Origin of the sequence: Paenibacillus anaericanus (genome assembly GCF_003994475.1) — a bacterium.
GTDB lineage: Bacteria > Bacillota > Bacilli > Paenibacillales > Paenibacillaceae > Fontibacillus > Fontibacillus anaericanus.
The window spans coordinates 16,252-33,394 of sequence record NZ_RZNY01000022.1; the positions used below are offsets into that span (position 1 = coordinate 16,252).

Here is a 17,143-nt window from a genome sequence, read left to right on the forward strand (position 1 = left end):
GCAGATGAAACCGATCTTATCAAAAGCGCAATTAGGTTATATGAAAGCAAAGAATAAATTTGAGGATAGATCTAAGATTTTGGAGAAGAGAATCGAAGAAACAGCTAAGCTTCAAGAAGTGAGTCAAGAAGTTATGGAAGGTCTTGTTATAGAAACGGGTTTCCATGATGCATTTAACGAATTGCGCGCGGCTGAGAACGAATTAGTTGACTGGTCACACGTCACGATGAAGCATGAGAAGACTTATAAAGACAATAAGCAGGCAATTGAGGACATGTACGCTAAATTGGATACTGATCCACAAATGCGTGCACGTATCATTCAGTTAGCTATGAAGGTAAGATAAGATTCTTATATAATTGACAAATAAGACGTCCATGTGGACGTCTTATTTGTGTTTAACTAACATAGGTTAAGGGTATTGAATTGGTAAAAGCTGCTTAATGACTGACATATTCAGGCGTGTTATACTAATTCCCGTCAGTAGGTAGGGGAGTAAATAAGTTGAAATTGAGGGTAAGCTTAGAAAAGGTTACAATCTCGCAATTTATTTTCGAAATACCGCAACTTTTTGAATTCTACTGCGTTTAAGATGTAGAACAGTGAAATTGAGGGCTAGATCAGACATTCCAAGATGTTCCTTATGGGTAAAAATGTCTATCAATTAGAAAAATTAGCTTTACGGCTCTTGGGACTCATTGTATAATGATTTAGGTAGGATTAGGAAACTATTCTATTTCTGCATTTCTATCTTTGTGTTTGTTTACAAGTTTCTGCGATATTGTCGCAGACCTAATTTATAGGAAACCGCTCAAGCTCTAGAAAGGGGGTGCAATGGCTAATGAGTAACACGAGCTATTCATTTAAAGAAAACTCTCATATGAAAGTTATTCAAGGAGGAGAAAAAAAGGTTATGAAGAAAATTTTATCCGTAGCTTTGTCTACAGCAATGGCATTCTCAATGTTTGCATCTGTAGCATTCGGTGCTGACGCTAAGTTATCACCTGAACAACAATTTAACGTATTGAAAGACGCAGGTATCGTTACTGGGTATCCAGATCAAACTGCAGGTCTTGACAAATCTATTACTCGCGCTGAATTGGCGAAGGTTATCGTTAAATCGATCAACTTGGAACCAGTTACTGGCGTAGCTACTTACAAAGACAAGAACTACACTGCATCCCACTGGGCAGCTCCTTTCATCGAAGCAGCTACTCAAGCTGGTATTCTAGAAGGTAAGAACCTTGAGAAGAAATTGTTCGATCCAACTGGTAACGTAACAGTTCAAGAATTGGCTAAAGTTTTGGTTGCTGCATTGAAACTTGAAGTTCCTGCAGAAACTAACAACACAGCTACTGAATGGGCTAAAGGTTATGTAGAAGCAGCAGTTAAAGCCGGCTACCTAGAAGCAGGAATTAACTATCAAGCTAACGCTACTCGCGCTCAAGCAGTTGTAGCAGCTTATGCAATCTACGAAGCTAACCAAGTTCCAACTGTAGCTTCTTATGAAGTATCTGAAGCAGGTAAAGTTGTTGAGTTCACACTTTCCAACAAAGAAGTTGTAAAAGTAACTTTGGAAAAAGCTCTTGAAGCAAACAAAGAAACTGAAGTGAAATTCACTCAAAATGGCCATGATTATACTCATAAAGTTATCTGGAAAGTAGACACTGCTCAAAAAGTGGATTCTGTTTCCGCGAGCAACTTGAAAGAAATCGTAGTTGTATTTGACGGTACTGTAGATAAGAAGTCTGCAGGAAATAAAAACAACTATGAAGTAAAAGATCAAACGGTTGACAGTGTATCCTTGTCATCTGATAACAAAACAGCAACTGTCTTGTTGGAGGAAACTTCCACGCTGACTAACCAAAAAGAAACTGAAGTCAAAGTTAAAAATGTTCAAAACTTTGACAAATCCAAAACTATTGAGCAAACTGTGAAATTCACACCAGTTGACGTGAAGATCCCAGAAATCAAGGAAATCGTTGGCTTGGGAACTAGTGCGTTCAAGGTAGTATTCAGTGAACCAGTTCTGAAATCTGACGTATATGCTTCCAGTAATTATAAAGTGGATGGCGTTACAGTGGGTGGATTCGTTGAGTACTCTTATCCAAACGTAGCTATAATCAACGTGACTCTTCCTAAGGGAGATCATAAGTTGACTGTCAGCAACGTCCGTGATTATTCGGGTCTGAAAATTGCTCCTGTAGAGCAATCCTTCACAATCGCCGAAGATACATCTGCTCCAGAAGTAGTTTCTATCAAATCGAATGATCTGAGAGAATTGGAAATCGAATTTAATGAAACTATTAAATCGGTTGAAAAAGTGTACCATAATGTTTCCGGTAACAGTGGAAAAATCACGAAGAGAGACAACAAACTCGTCGTAACTTTCACACAACCACTGAATCTTTCTGAGAACACTGTATACATTGAAGGTGTAACTGACTACAGCGGTAACAAAGCTAACCGCGAAGCTAAAGTTAACCCAACATTGGATATAGAGCGTCCTACAGTAACGAAAGTATCCGCTGATCAAGCTGATACTACTGGATACCATGAATTGACTGTTGAATACAGCAAAAAAGTAACAACAGATTCTGCTGAAAAGAAAGCAAACTACACTATCAAAGACAAAAATGGTAAAGTAGTGAGCGCAAATGGGTTGGACAAAGACGGTCATCCGTTCTTGACTCCTAAATACGATACTGACAAAAATAAAGTAACTGTATACCTTGGTTCCAAATTGGATGCTGGTGACTACACTTTGGAAGTAGCTGGCGTAGTTGATACTGCTTATGTTGCCAACACTATGCTTCCTTACAAAGCAACGTTCACTGCTAAACAAACCGTAGGTGACGCAATTGCTCGCGCTTGGTCCAAGAAAGATGGTAATGAAACAGTTGTCTATGTACAATTTAAAACAGCTGTAAAAACATCTGGTGATGGCGCTGCTAACATTGGAGAGAAATACCAAATCAATGGTAAATCCTTGAAAGACTTCGATATTGACTTTGTTGCAGGCGACACTATTCGTCTGAAGAGCACGAAAAATTCTTTGAACTTGGATGCTGGAAATAACCCAATTACAGCTACATTGATCCAAGACATTGATGGCAACTATCTGAAATCAAGTAGCGGTAGCTACACTCTGACAAAAGATATTAGCTCGTACAACTTCATCAAAATCGAAAGCGTTAAAGCAACTACTCGTGAAGAAGTTAAAATTAAATTGGAAGGTAAATTATCTTCCGCAGTTCTGAGTGATTTCTATGTGAAAGCTCAGGGTCTTAACGATAGCGAAAGAAATTACTACCCAAGTAGTGCAGAATTGAGTGCGGATCAAACTACAGTTACATTGAAGTTTGAAGATAGCAATAAATTGCCTGCTCATTTGATTGGTGCTAAATTCTTTGTTGTAGCAAATCCATCTTCACGTGATGCTCAAGGTACACCAATCCAAACTTACCTTGATACTGCTGGAAATGTAGTTGGTACTCCTTTGAAGGACGAAATCAAACCAGATTTGAATGAAAGATTCACAGTTTCTGCAGGTGTTGCAAAAACTGATACAGCAACCAGCGCAACTTATTACGAATATACTGTTACTCTTAACGGTAATGACAACATCGTAGTAGCTAATGCAAACGTAGCTGAAAGTATTGTGAAGGTAAAAATTGATGGTGATGCTAAAACTACTACTTCTGTAACTAGTAACGGCGGTAGCGTTCTTACAGTAGTATTCAGATCAGAAGCTCAAATCACTAATTCTCAAGCTGTTCGTGTAGCTTTGAATGGTGCATCCAACCAAGAGTTGAAAGCCATCATTGACAACACAGCAGACAAAAATGCATATGCTGATTATGACCAAGGTGGTATTTACCAAAACCTTCGTTAATACAGTAAAAAAAGATGTGCATTAGGAGGGCTCTGCAATAGACTCCTGAAAAATGTAATAGCAATCCCGGTACCGCTGAGGTACCGGGATTTGTTGTATTGATTAAAAGAAAGTTAAGGAAATGGAAGATGCTATATTTATATGCGCAGCTTAAGGCATTTCGATGCCTAATTATACAATTACGAAGCTCATTTGATTCGTAAGATTAATACGTAAACTTTGTTTAGACATAATTCATATCAGCTTTCTCGTTTTTGTTCTTTCGTCCTCAGATCATATTCTATTGCTAAACTTTTTTTGATTTAATGCGTATATAATATATACGACTATATTTCTATTAGGAGGTTTGAACTTGAGTAAAGCAAAATTGGTTGTAGCGTCATTAGCTGTGGCTGCTCTGATCGGCCAAAGTGCCGTAGGTCCCGTGGATGCCGCAGCAGCCAAGACACAAACTAAAACGACAACAACAAAGACGCAGAAGCAAACAACGGTGAAGACGCTAAATGATTTGAAAGCAGTCAAGATTACGAGTAAGAGTACCGTAAAGTTAAGCAATGTTAATATTTTGACTCAAAATGATGGAAGTATATTGACGTACACTCTAACTTATCAGAACAATGACAGTAAAAGCTTGTCATTAATTGATTATTGGACGAAAATCAAAACGAAATCAGGTACAGTGTATAGTGTAAGCGCTATGGGAGCAGATAAGGAGAAGAAGAAGGTGGTAGCGGGATCTTCGGTTAGTGTTACCTACACTACTCAAATTTCTAAAAATCTGAAATATAGCGACCTGAACTTCCAGATTGTCAAATGGGACTTTGGCGTAGCAGGTTACGAAAAGACATTAGGTAGCATTAGTATTCCATCCAGTTACGCGGTAGCTACACCTGTAAATACGACGCAAAAGTTAACGATAAATGATCTTACAGTAAATGCAAAGGTTAGCTCGGTCAGTGTGCTAGGATTAGGGGACCATAATTACGTTAATGTTGCTTTATACTTACAAAATGCTGGCTCTAAAACTTTGGAGAACCCGAACTTAAAATATGTTGTTCAAACAGCAGGCGGAACCGCATATGCCTTAACGGCCGATTCATCAAGTAACAGTTATCAAATTTTACCTCAAGAGAGTAAAACGTTAAATTTAATTGCCAAAATCCCCAAGAGTGTGAATTTAAATAATCTACAACTCTTGTTTGTTCAAAATGATGAAACATTAAAAAGCGATATTCCAGTTGCGTCTCTAAGTTTGGGGACCAAAAAAGGAGAAAGTACAAAAACTGCTGTTAATAAAGAGAAAATATTGAAAATCGATAGTAATAACATAGCAACTAGAATAGAAAGTATATCTAGAAACCAAAGCTTCGGAAAAAGTGATCTGTCCATACAATTTGCTTTAGTAAATAAGGGAGATAAGACGATTACAGTACCAAACTATTCGTTTGAAATTCACACGGGTTCTAAGTCGTATCCACTAGTAGCAAGTGGATTAGATGGATTGTCACTGGAGCCTGGTGACGAGCAAATGATATCGGTTGATGGTACACTACCGGTCATTGCAAACGCAGAAGAGATGGACCTGATTTTGAAAACACCAACAAGTTCATCTCAGACTCCGCCGGATAAATCGACAACCCCAGCTGCATCAACTAATAGTTACCCTGTTGCAGTTTATAGCTTGCCAGAGTTTACAGAAATGCAGCACGCTGTAGGCCAAGAACGGGTGATTAAGAATAATGATGGTGTCTATGGAGTAACTCTCGAGAGTGTTCAAAAGCTTCCATGGAACGACGGGAACTTGTTATCTACTAAAATAACTATTACTAATAAAGGTACCAAAGCGGCTAAACTTCCTGAGTTTGTAGGAGCATATAAAATGGATTTAACCTCGCTTAATAGTACAGTACAATTAGTGAATAGTAATACGACTCAGATTCTTGGACCAGGGGAGAAAACGAGTGTTTACGTGGTAGCCAATGTTCCGGCAAGCTTGAACTTCTCACAATTACAGATTCAGTTACTCCAAAAAACGGGAACTGATAAAACCAGTAACTGGATTATGTTCTCGAACTATGGTAAGACGAGTGATATTAAATTGGTAGCTGATGGTTCATATAATAATCTGGATACATCAGGCAAAAAGTCGGATCTACAAACTCGCAAAACCTATCTCTACAAGGGCACTACAAGTGATATTATTTATACCGAACTGATTATGAAGAACTTGGAAAACAAGCAAAGTAACCTTTCTCTTCTTACTGGATACTTCCAAACAGAAGATGGACAGTACTATAAAGCTGACGTCAATCAGGTGAAACATACTGTAGGTCCTCAGTCGGCAAGTATTGTATCGTTCTCATCCAAAGTACCGAAGGGCACAAGTGTTTCAAATTGGAATTTGGTTGTGGGCGAGAGTATCACAGAAAACAAATTTACTGAGCTGGAAGGTAAGCCAACAGGCTTTGTAAATGCATCAGCAATGGAGCTTAATCTGGATAGCCGGGATATTAAGAGTACTTTGAAAGATGTTGAATTATTCCCGTACACGTTAAGTATCAAAGAAATCGAAGGACGTACGAACTCATCAGGATTAGAAGTTAAGATGAAGTACGATCTGAAACGTGATTTGACGTTTGATATGGGAGAGTTCAAGCATAAATTTATTCTTGAAGTAACTGATTCCAGTGGGGCTAGATTTGAGAAAGAAATCGAGCTGGAAAAAGACTTTATTGTAGGCGGCAATCAAAGCTTCTCATATGTAATAAATGATCCAATTTTCGCGACTTCAAGATCTGGAGGATTCCAATTCTCCATTTACGATTCGTATCAAGGAGAGAAAACAAAGATTGCCTCTCAGGCAGCATATTACGATAATTCAAACTTATTCAAAAACGATTGATAAATGCTCAAAGCAAAAATCCCTCTAGTAGGGATTTTTGCTTGTTCAAACCTAGTAAAACCACTATCATAGATAGTAATAGACTCATAGAGGAGGAACATCATGAAGAGAACGTGGAAAGTGGCTGCTGCAGTTGTATTGATCGGTGGTGGTGTCTGGGCAGGATCGCTAGCTAACTTGAAGGCAGAAGGAGCAGGAGTAACTAACCAACCAGGTACAGCCGATGATCCGGTCGTGACGAAGAGTTATGTGGATCAGCAAATTCAGCAAGCTATTAAAGGTGGTGGAGGTAGTACAACAACCCCTACGGCGCCAACAGCACCAACAACGCCTTCTACAGGTGGGAACAGCGATTCCTCTGCGGCTACAGAAATGAAGATTGTTGAAGTGAAACCGGGTAAGATTTTAGTAGCTTCAGGAGGCACTGAGTTTATTGTTCGTTCAGGTAAAGCCGTTGTATATAGTGAAGATAAGAATGGTGTAGCAGATCTGACCGATGGAAAAGATATTGTAGGCGGCGATGCAGTAACTAATAACCATTTGTTGCTATTCCCTAAAGAGGGAAGAGGTATACAAGTGAAGGAAGGCAATACTTACAACCTTATTGTCATTGTACGAGGCGGATACCAAATTAAGTAATGGATTTAAGCATATAAGTGATATGTTTTTCCATAAGTAACAAACATTAATACGGGTAATCCAATCAGTCGAACACATACTATTCCTGAAACGCAACTACTTCAGGAGGTGTAAGTATTATGGCAAGTAGCAATCGTAAAATTATTCCGGAAAGTCGTCACGTACTGAATCAATGGAAGTATGAAATTGCTGCAGAGTTTGGATTAGCAATCGGTGGAGCAGGTATAGGATCAGCTGACACTGAGTTTGCTGGTGAACTAGGTGCAATGGGAACTGGCATGAGCAGAGGAGGTAGCTGGGGACATCTGACTTCCCGTGAGAACGGATCTGTTGGTGGAGAAATTACGAAACGCTTGGTAGCTAAGGCTCAAGAAGGACTTTTTTAATCAAATTTTTATTAAAATACCTAGATTATTTTGACATGAGTTGTCAAATAAGTTAATATGACTTTTAAGGATTGTCAAATCAACCTTTTCCGCTCTGGAAAAGGTTCATTTTTTGATCGGAGACCATTTTGGATCTCAATCCTAATTGTTCCACTTAATTGATGGAGTATTTATAGTATTGGATAATTAGGCTTTTGCCATACTATCCATATGGGGAGGTTGACTGTTTATGTCTATACAAGGACGACACTTATTTACTTCTGAGTCCGTAACTGAAGGACATCCGGATAAAATTTGCGACCAAATCTCCGATGCGGTTCTTGACGCATTTTTGGCGAACGATCCTAACGCTCGTGTAGCTTGTGAGGTGGCAGTTGCTACTGGGCTTGTACTCGTAATCGGTGAGATCAGTACAAATTCGGAATATGTTGATATTCCAGCAATCGTACGAAGAACGGTGAAAGAGATCGGTTATACTCGAGCTAAATACGGCTTCGATTCCGACACTTGTGCAGTGCTATCATCGCTCAACGAGCAGTCGGCGGATATTGCTCAAGGTGTAAATGCAGCGCTTGAGAGCAGGGATCCGGCTCAAATGGATAAAGAAACAGCAGATATCGGTGCAGGAGATCAAGGTTTGATGTTCGGATTTGCTACGAACGAGACACCTGAATTGATGCCACTACCAATTGCACTATCACATCGTATTGCGCGTCGTCTCTCAGAAGTGCGTAAAGATGGTACTTTGGATTATCTTCGTCCCGATGGTAAAACACAGGTGACGATTGAATACATTGATGGTAAGCCTAAGCGTGTCGATACGATTGTTGTATCAACACAGCATGCCGAAGAAATTACGTTGGAACAAATCCAACGAGATATTAAAGAGCATGTAATTCTCCCCGTTGTTCCAGCAGAACTGCTAGACGGAGAGACTAAATATTATATCAATCCAACAGGACGCTTCGTAATCGGCGGACCTCAAGGCGATGCAGGTTTGACAGGACGTAAGATCATCGTGGATACATATGGTGGTTACGCACGTCATGGCGGAGGCGCATTCTCCGGTAAGGATCCGACAAAGGTAGACCGTTCAGCTGCCTATGCGGCACGTTATGTTGCGAAGAATCTTGTCGCTGCAGGACTAGCGGATAAAGTTGAAATCCAATTGGCATATGCTATTGGTGTCGCTACTCCAGTATCGATTAACGTAGATACCTATGGTACAGGTAAAGTATCGGAAGAGAAACTTGTAGAACTCATTCGTGAGAACTTCGATCTACGCCCGGCGGGAATTATCCGCATGCTAGATCTACGTCGCCCAATCTATCGCCAAACAGCGGCATATGGTCACTTTGGTCGTACAGACATTGATCTTCCTTGGGAACAAGTGGACAAGGCTGATGAACTGAAGACGCAAGCAGGTTTGTAATAGTTGAATTAAAAACCGATATCCATCCCTCTTTGAGGGCAGGATATCGGTTTTTTGTATTTTGTTGGTTCTCTTCCTGCTATAGAGTTGGAATTGTTAAGAAGCGTCAAGATTAGGTTCAATCATCACTATATAAATCTCACTGTGATCTAAACTTGGGGGCGCTTATTGCCGTTAATAAGTATAGGTGTGTAGATAGCCGAGTTGCGGTGATACATAGATTGAAATGAGTGAATGGTTAGCGGAGAGGGGAAAAATTAATGAAGAAGAAGATTTCAATACTAATCGTCATGATACTGGCGGTGAATACATTGCTGGGAACGATGGTCGGTGCGTCTGGAGCTAAGGGGGCTACGGATGCAACGGAGCTTAGTGCAACTGTTACTACAGGTACTGAGCTAAAGGATGTCTCATCAGCGGTATCTATGATCCCGGGGATTTCGTCGCTAAATCGTGGTTTGCTTGCTGCGCTGGGGAGCTCAGATTTGATTGTCAGTCCTGCTGAGGGGAGTCAATATGTTCCGATCGACACCAAGCTAGAAGTAAAGTTTGCAAATAAGCAGATACGAACAAACCCTAATAAGCAGCAAATATTCACAATTTCTAGAGATATGTCAGGGTATACCGAAAAGATGGATGTAACCGTAACCCAATCCGTATATGCCAATTCGGTTATTTTGACTCCACCGTCTATTTTGCTATACGGAACGAAATACTATATTACAATTCCAGAAGGAACCTTTATCAGTGGTGGAGTTGGAAATGGAGAGAATGGTGTGACTTCAGCGGCATTGACCTGGTCCTTCACGACGGCTAGTTCGTCGACAACGGCGTTGACGCAAACTGCTTTCAATCCATCGAAGGGTAGCACCAATAATAGTATTAGCGTAGATCCAATCATCAAGTTTAATCGTAACGTTAAATTGAATGCTAGTCTGGCGAATGGTGGAATTACACTTAGGAAGACTGGTAGTGGCGTTAACATCCCGATAAGTGTGTCCGTTAGCTCAAATACTGTAACGATCTCACCTACCAGTAATCTGGAGAGAGGTACAAGCTATTATATTGAGATTGCGAGTAATGGAATTTACGATGCAGAGAACCCTTATCTCTATTATGCAGGATTAAGTGGAAGCAATAGTTGGAGTTTCCAGACAGAAGCGCCTGACAAGACGGCTCCAGTGCTTCAAAGTGCGACGATGTACAGCAATACGGCAATTCGGTTGCTATACAATGAAACACTTAACTATACGAACTATTTATCAACCTCTAGCTTCACAGTAACTGTGAATGGTGAGACGCGCCGTATTAGCAGTGCTTCTGCATCAGGTGAGATTGTCTACATTTATATGGAGACAGGGGTAGCTGTTGGGCAAGACATCAAGATCAGCTACACAGGCAGTGGAAGTCAGGCTATTCAGGATGTGTACGGAAACGCAGCAGCTACCTTTTCTAGTAAAGTGGTTACGAACGGAGTAGACTCCGTTATGCCTAGACCCAAGGAGGGCTCTGCGACAAGTACTTCGGTAACTTTATATTTTAGTGAATCTATAAAAAGCCCTTCCACTTATGCTTATGAGCAATTTACGGTTACCGCAGACGGTAACTCGAAAGGGATCAGTAGTCTTTCACACAATGGAGATAGGATTACCTTATATTTATCCAACTCTATTTCAAATGGGGAAGTAGTTAAAGTATCATATTCACCAGGCTCCTATCCACTAGTGGATTATCGGGGAATGGAAATAGCGGCATTCAGTGATTATTTTGTACGTAATACGTATGATACTGTAGCACCTGTCTTCAAAGGAGTAGAAGGCTCAGGTAACAAAATTATAATGACTTATGATGAAGCACTGAGAATTAGCCCACTTCCGTTAAAAAGTCAATTTTCAGTACTTGTGAACAACGCGCCTGTATATGTGACGGCTGTGGAGATCGCATCTAATCAGGTCATACTAACATTGGCTTCTTCGTTTACGAAAGACCAAAATGTTACTTTATCCTATGTATCGGGGATTGGCGGAATTGCTGATTTAAATGGAAATATGGCGGGGTATATCAATCTGCAACCAATAACTTATAATACCGTGATAGAAGGGATCCGCTCAGCAACAATTACGGGAGATACGCTAACAATCACATTCAATTCCACTTTAAGAACCTTATCTTATCTACCGGCGAATCAGTTTTACGTAAATGTAGATAAAGTAAATCGGGGACTGCAATCCGCTACGATTAGTGGAAATACGGTAACGCTTAAACTATCTTCGGCAGTAGCTAAAGGCCAGGTTATTGATTTATCTTATATGACGGGAGCTGCACCTCTCTATGATAGTCTCGGCAATATCATAAAGAGCTTCAGCAATTTGCAGGTACAAAACTTAACAGGTGGCACGACTACAACGGTCAACGGCGTTCAACCAGATTATTTGACGGCGATGCCGACGGTGGATTTTGGCGTTGGAGGATATCTGTTGAACTTAAACACGGCGCAGGCATCTAGTAGCCAATCCCGGTATGGTTTAAACATGAAGAAGTACGTGATAGATAACGACAAGTTCCAGGCAGCCTTTAAGTATTTAACCGACAATAATATCGCGAGCAAGAGAATTGTGTTCGAAGTTCCTTCTACTGAGAAAGCGGCTGAAGTCGTGATCCCGATGAATGCGTTGATGACTATGTATAGTAGTGGGAAAACAGGCTCTTTCGCAGTAAAATACAATAATGTGATGTATGACCTGCCGATTGAGAAAATACCATATTCAGAAATATCCCGTGCATTAAGCGCAAGCTCTCTGACTTCTGCTTATATTACGATACAAATTGAACCAATAATGAAAGCTCAAATATCGAGTTTGAACTATAGCAATATCGTGACAACGGCTCCGATTACGGATCCAGTCCAGATTTACGTATCAGCTTACAATGAAACGGCTGTGCAAAACGCAGTGGATGTGGCGCATACAGGCCAGATTTATTTCAAGGCCGCAACATCACCATCTAGTATGTATGTGTATCTTATGAAATATGATCTGGCCGCACGGACAGCTTCCTTTGTGCCAGGGAAGGCTGCAGGTAATGGAAGTTCTTTAGTTTTCAGTGGGAAAGTAAACGGTAATTCTATTGTGGGACCTGCAACGGGATATAGTTACTTCTCTGATACGGCTAAGCATTGGGCCAAGGCTGATATTACCGAATTAAGCAGCAAGCTGATTGTGGACGCACGCTCGGACAATAAGTTTGAACCTGACAAAAATATTACACGTGCAGAGTTCGCAATATTTATTACAAAGGGACTTGGCCTTGTGGGAGATGCATCAAGTGCCAATCGCTTTTCAGATGTAACATCAGGGACGAATGCAGCTTACATTGGAGCGGCAGCTAAGGCGGGGATCATCACTGGAAATACTGATGGAACGTTTAAACCGGGTAGTAACATTACTCGGGAGCAGATGGCACTAATGATGGTACGTGCAATGGATTATGCCGGTCATAACATTTCTCTGAATGGGTCGAGCGCTCAAGTTTTAACGAAATTCAAGGACGGTGCTAAGATCCAATCTAAAGAGACAGTTGCTAAAGCTGTCAAAGAAGGTATTATTCAAGGGATGACTGCGAATACGTTCCAACCACAAGGTAACGCAACTCGCGCTCAAGCAGCAGTCATGCTGAAACGTGTTTTGGACAAACTAGATTACTTGTAGGTCTCTATTAGAAAATAGGGCTAGTGGTGTCGCTCCAGTAGATAACGAATCTACTGGAGTGACACCCTTTTTTGTATAAAAATGGATAGAGGTAAAATCTATTCGATGAATTCCCATGCTCCTCGTTGTAGTTCGTAGCGATGGATTCGTTCCCCACCTCCGGTGGCAATTGGACGTAGCCATCCTTTGGTACATAGCGAATGAAGAAGTCGGACAGCGGTTCGGTAATTGATACCGAAATGGCTGGCTACTCTCTTCGGAGTAAGTGACTGAGCTTGGGATAGCGCCATGCGAATGACTTCATTCTCAGATATCGTAGAACGCTGGGTAGGTTGCTCTAGCACCAGATAGCGATTGAACAGCATTTGAAGTAGGGTTCTACAAAGCTCTGGCCGATCGCATACATCATCATAAGCGAATGAGACCACACGATAACCAGTACACTGGAGGAACAATTCTCGGTTTAACTCGTCGCAGTATTTTTTGCGATCCATATCGCGCACATGGGGGCCATACCCTTTAATTTCAATAATAAATTTCAATAGTCCCTTCAAATAAGCAAAGTCCCCGAAATAAGATCGACCGCGCCAATCCGCAATCTCATATTCGGGATGTAATCCATTGAAGTTCTCATAGATGGGCCACCACACGTTTTTTAGAAACAGGATTTCTCCGTGGTTGTGTCCGCGCTCAAGTCGTCCTCTTCTCTCTCCTGAACGGAGATTCAAATGCTGTCTAAGAAAAAGTTGATGCTCTTCCTCAAAATTGGCTTTGGCCATTCCTATTCCACTCCTTAACCTCATTAGTTGATGAATGAGAAGTGTTGTTGGTCTGGCAACTTAACGCTACCATACGCAAAAACGCCCCACTCATCATTAGATGGTAGGACGTTCTTCGTCACTGATATACACAAATTATACCAAAATACTTCCAAGTGAGCTAGCGGTGTTAAACGGATTTGGTAGATTAGAGTATAAGCCGCAAGGTCAAATTCAACCCAACACAGACCTGCAAAAGATGCTCACTAATTCCCACGATAGAGTAGACAGCAAAGGCAAAATTCCACAGTCGCATCATGTAACACTAGATTCCATAACTATACAACAGAATAGTTGCAGAAAGTGCACTTATTTAGAAGCAAGGGTAAGGGAGAAGGAAGTAGTTGCATTAAGTACATTTAAAAGTGAGGGATCGGCGAAAAGTGGGGTTTTTCCAGTAAATAGATGTAGTTTGTGCAACTAAAATTAGTGGCAGAGCATTATCGCCGAATTTAATTGTACTTTATACAACTGTTGGAGGGGCGCACCGAATCCTTCTCTATTTGGTGAAAAAGGGACGGATTACATAAATCTAGTCTATTTTCGTAACTTTTCTGGATTTTTGTAGTCTATTAAGTATGTGCTAGATTTAAGAGTAGAGAGATGCGATAGAATTTCTACATAAGATGGGAGAGTTATAAATCACTATGGTAGTCAAAAAAGAAAAGAAGTTGTCTCGCTTTGTGGTAGGTAAGGGGAAAAAACTAGTCCTAGTAAGTTTGGCCGGACTGATATGGATTCAGCCTGTAGTAAGTCTTGAATGGTTTGGAGGATACACCTCTACTGCTCAGGCTGCAGCGGATCAAACGCTCAAATCAAGTGAGGAAATGATTACGTCCGGAGCAAAACTTGTAAAATATCAATATAAAACAACACGTTCAGGGAAACAGGTAACCGTTCTCGCGGATGTTATTGAAGTCGATTTATCCAATCCTTATGTTCAATTGAATGTAATGACAGGTAAAGGTGGACAAGTAACGACTAGACAATCCGTTGAAGGTATGGCTAAAGAAAACGGTGCAGTTGCAGCGGTTAACGGTGACTTCTTTGCGACGACTGGAATGGGCGTTGCTATGGGTGGAGCTGTGTCGCAAGGTACGGTTGTGACGACTCCAGCACAACTTGAGGGAATGTACGCTTTTGCGGTGAAGACCAACGGTACACCTATCATCGATCGTTTTGCATTTGGAGGTACCGTTATAGCTGAAGATGGCTCAACTTTCCCGCTCACGGGTATTAACCAGGAATCATATAAGACTGAACCAGCTCAAGCATATAGTCATGTGAATAACATGTTCATTTATACTAGTGCATGGAAGTCATTAGAGCGGCCAACAGCCAGTGCCACAACACCAACAGAGGTGCTGGTGCAAGGCGGTATCATCCAGCAAATCTCGATCAAGGCACCTATTCCAAGCGCTGTGCCTGCGGATGGATATATCCTTCGCGCTCATGGTATGGCGGCAGATTTTATCGCAGCTCACATGGTTGTTGGGCAGAGAGTGGATGCTTCGTATCAACTTAGCTCGCTAACTACTGGAGAAGAGATTAATCCAGCTGATCTTCAGACGATGATCGGTGGTCATACCTTGCTTGTTGACCAAGGCAAAGTGTCGGCCTTCACGCGTTCCACAACGGGAATCAGCGGTGGTAGCCCTGTGGCGAGAACAGCTCTAGGATACTCACAAGATGGCAAAACTGCCTATATCATTACGGCTGAGAAGAATAGTAATAGCTCAGGAATGACGCTTAAAGAGCTGCAGAACTTCATGACGAGCATCGGGGTATGGAAGGGACTAACGCTGGATGGCGGAGGCTCAACAACGATGGTGACGCGTCCACTGGCGGAGACGACTGCGGGGTTGACCTTCACGACTTCCAATGGATCAGCGGGACAACGGGCAGTAGTCAATGGACTAGGCGTCTTTACGACGGCCCCACAAGGAACCTTGAAAGGACTTGTAGTGAGTGGTACACAATCCCTGCTCATAGGACAAACGGCTTCATATACATTAAAAGGGTATGATAACTATTATAACCCTATGGATACTTCAGGAATCCAAACTACCTGGAAATCAGACAATGGAAATGTCACATGGACGGGCGATAGCTTCAAAGCAGTCAAAGCAGGAACTTCGCAAATTACGGCGATCAGCGGCGATGCTAAGACTAGTATGAAGGTGAATGTGCTTGGAGGTAGTGACCTCAAGAGCCTGACCTCGGGGACAACATTTGCTTCACTAGAGTCGGGAACTTCGGTCTCTGTACCGGTAACGGCTGAATTGAAGAATGGAAATAAAGTTGATGTGCCAGCAGAATCGCTGAAATGGGAATTCACAGGTATGAAGGCAAGCGTAGCAGATGGTGTACTAACAGTTCAATCTGTGAATAAAGGTGCCAAAGTAGCATACGCCACTCCAAAATATGATGGATTCAGCGGTACGCCAATCGTTCTGTCAGCATCAGCAGAGCAAAGTTGGGAGAATTTTGAGAATGTAACTTACCCGATATCGTTCACGGGATTACCTGCTGAGACAAAAGGAACTGCAACAGTTGCTCAAGGCACGGGAAGTCACGAGAATAGCAAAGTGTTGAAGCTAGATTATGATTTCACAAGTGGTACAGGGAATAGATTTGCTTATGCTCAGATCAACGGTACTACGGGGAAAGGAATTCCAGAAGGCTCAACTGCGATGTCGATCGATGTACTGGGTGATTCTGGCCTGAACTGGCTCAGAGCAGAGTTTGAGGACGCAGACGGTAAGAGTGTATATGTAGATCTAACACGGATGGTTGATTTCTCGGAATGGAAAACATTTAATATGGATCTGACTGCAGCGGGACTTAAACAACCAGCTAAGTTGAAACGTCTGTATCTTGTAAACTTGGAGGATGGTCAAGACGAGCGGTCATTGACGGGTAGCGTTTCCTTTGACAACGTAAAATTTACGGCTCCTTCTACGGAAGTTGATTCCAGCTTTCCAAGCGTTACCGTTCAAATGACAGTTGGACAGAGATCGATGTCAGTGGATGGAAAGAAGCAGAGTCTAGAGGTTGCTCCCTTGCTGAAGGGTGGCACAACCTATGTTCCAATTAAGTATGTGCTAGACTCTTTCGGAGGAGCAGCCAGCTGGGATAATGTCGCGAAGAAAATTACTGTGACACGAGGTAGTGTAGTGCTCGAATTAACAGTTGGAAAAACTAGTTTCCTATTGAATGGATCGCCAGAAAAGGCAACGGTTGCTCCGATTATAGTAGGTGGCAGGACTTTAGTCCCGTTACGTTTGGTATCTGAACAATTAGGAATTGACGTAAAATGGGAGAAGATAACCAAATCCATTACTCTTAAATCATGATATGATGA

9 protein-coding genes are annotated in these 17,143 nt (G+C 41.6%); 8 read left to right on the forward strand and 1 reads right to left on the reverse strand.

What is annotated here, in order from left to right; translation table 11 throughout:
* The first annotated feature begins 4 nt into the window (after window positions 1-4).
* The 7 genes from EJP82_RS20975 to EJP82_RS21005 all read left to right on the forward strand — a co-directional run bounded on the left by EJP82_RS20975 (window position 5) and on the right by EJP82_RS21005 (window position 12,961).
* Window positions 5-346 (forward strand): hypothetical protein, encoded by a 342-nt coding sequence (locus EJP82_RS20975; protein WP_127194024.1) that lies wholly within the window; start codon window positions 5-7, stop codon window positions 344-346.
* Between the two features lie 495 nt (window positions 347-841).
* Window positions 842-3,895, forward strand: a complete 3,054-nt coding sequence (locus EJP82_RS20980; protein ID WP_127194025.1) for an S-layer homology domain-containing protein — start codon at window positions 842-844, stop codon at window positions 3,893-3,895.
* Window positions 3,896-4,247: 352 nt separating this feature from the next.
* Window positions 4,248-6,797, forward strand: a complete 2,550-nt coding sequence (locus EJP82_RS20985; RefSeq protein WP_127194026.1) for a hypothetical protein — start codon at window positions 4,248-4,250, stop codon at window positions 6,795-6,797.
* A 102-nt stretch (window positions 6,798-6,899) separates the two neighbouring features.
* Entirely contained in the window at window positions 6,900-7,436 is a 537-nt protein-coding gene (locus tag EJP82_RS20990) for a hypothetical protein (RefSeq protein ID WP_127194027.1), read from the forward strand.
* Window positions 7,437-7,555: 119 nt separating this feature from the next.
* Window positions 7,556-7,822: an alpha/beta-type small acid-soluble spore protein gene (locus tag EJP82_RS20995; RefSeq protein ID WP_127194028.1), complete on the forward strand. Its 267-nt coding sequence runs from the start codon at window positions 7,556-7,558 to the stop codon at window positions 7,820-7,822.
* Between the two features lie 229 nt (window positions 7,823-8,051).
* Window positions 8,052-9,254 (forward strand): methionine adenosyltransferase, encoded by a 1,203-nt coding sequence (gene metK, locus EJP82_RS21000; protein ID WP_127194029.1) that lies wholly within the window; start codon window positions 8,052-8,054, stop codon window positions 9,252-9,254.
* A gap of 260 nt (window positions 9,255-9,514) precedes the next feature.
* Window positions 9,515-12,961: an S-layer homology domain-containing protein gene (locus tag EJP82_RS21005; RefSeq protein WP_127194030.1), complete on the forward strand. Its 3,447-nt coding sequence runs from the start codon at window positions 9,515-9,517 to the stop codon at window positions 12,959-12,961.
* Between the two features lie 98 nt (window positions 12,962-13,059).
* Here EJP82_RS21005 and EJP82_RS21010 read toward each other — a convergent pair whose 3' ends face one another.
* A complete protein-coding gene (locus tag EJP82_RS21010; protein WP_127194031.1) occupies window positions 13,060-13,740 on the reverse strand; it encodes a hypothetical protein in 681 nt (226 codons plus the stop codon).
* 686 nt (window positions 13,741-14,426) lie between these two features.
* Between EJP82_RS21010 and EJP82_RS21015 the strand changes: the two genes are divergently transcribed.
* A complete protein-coding gene (locus EJP82_RS21015) occupies window positions 14,427-17,135 on the forward strand; it encodes a stalk domain-containing protein (protein WP_127194032.1) in 2,709 nt (902 codons plus the stop codon).
* Window positions 17,136-17,143: the final 8 nt, after the last annotated feature.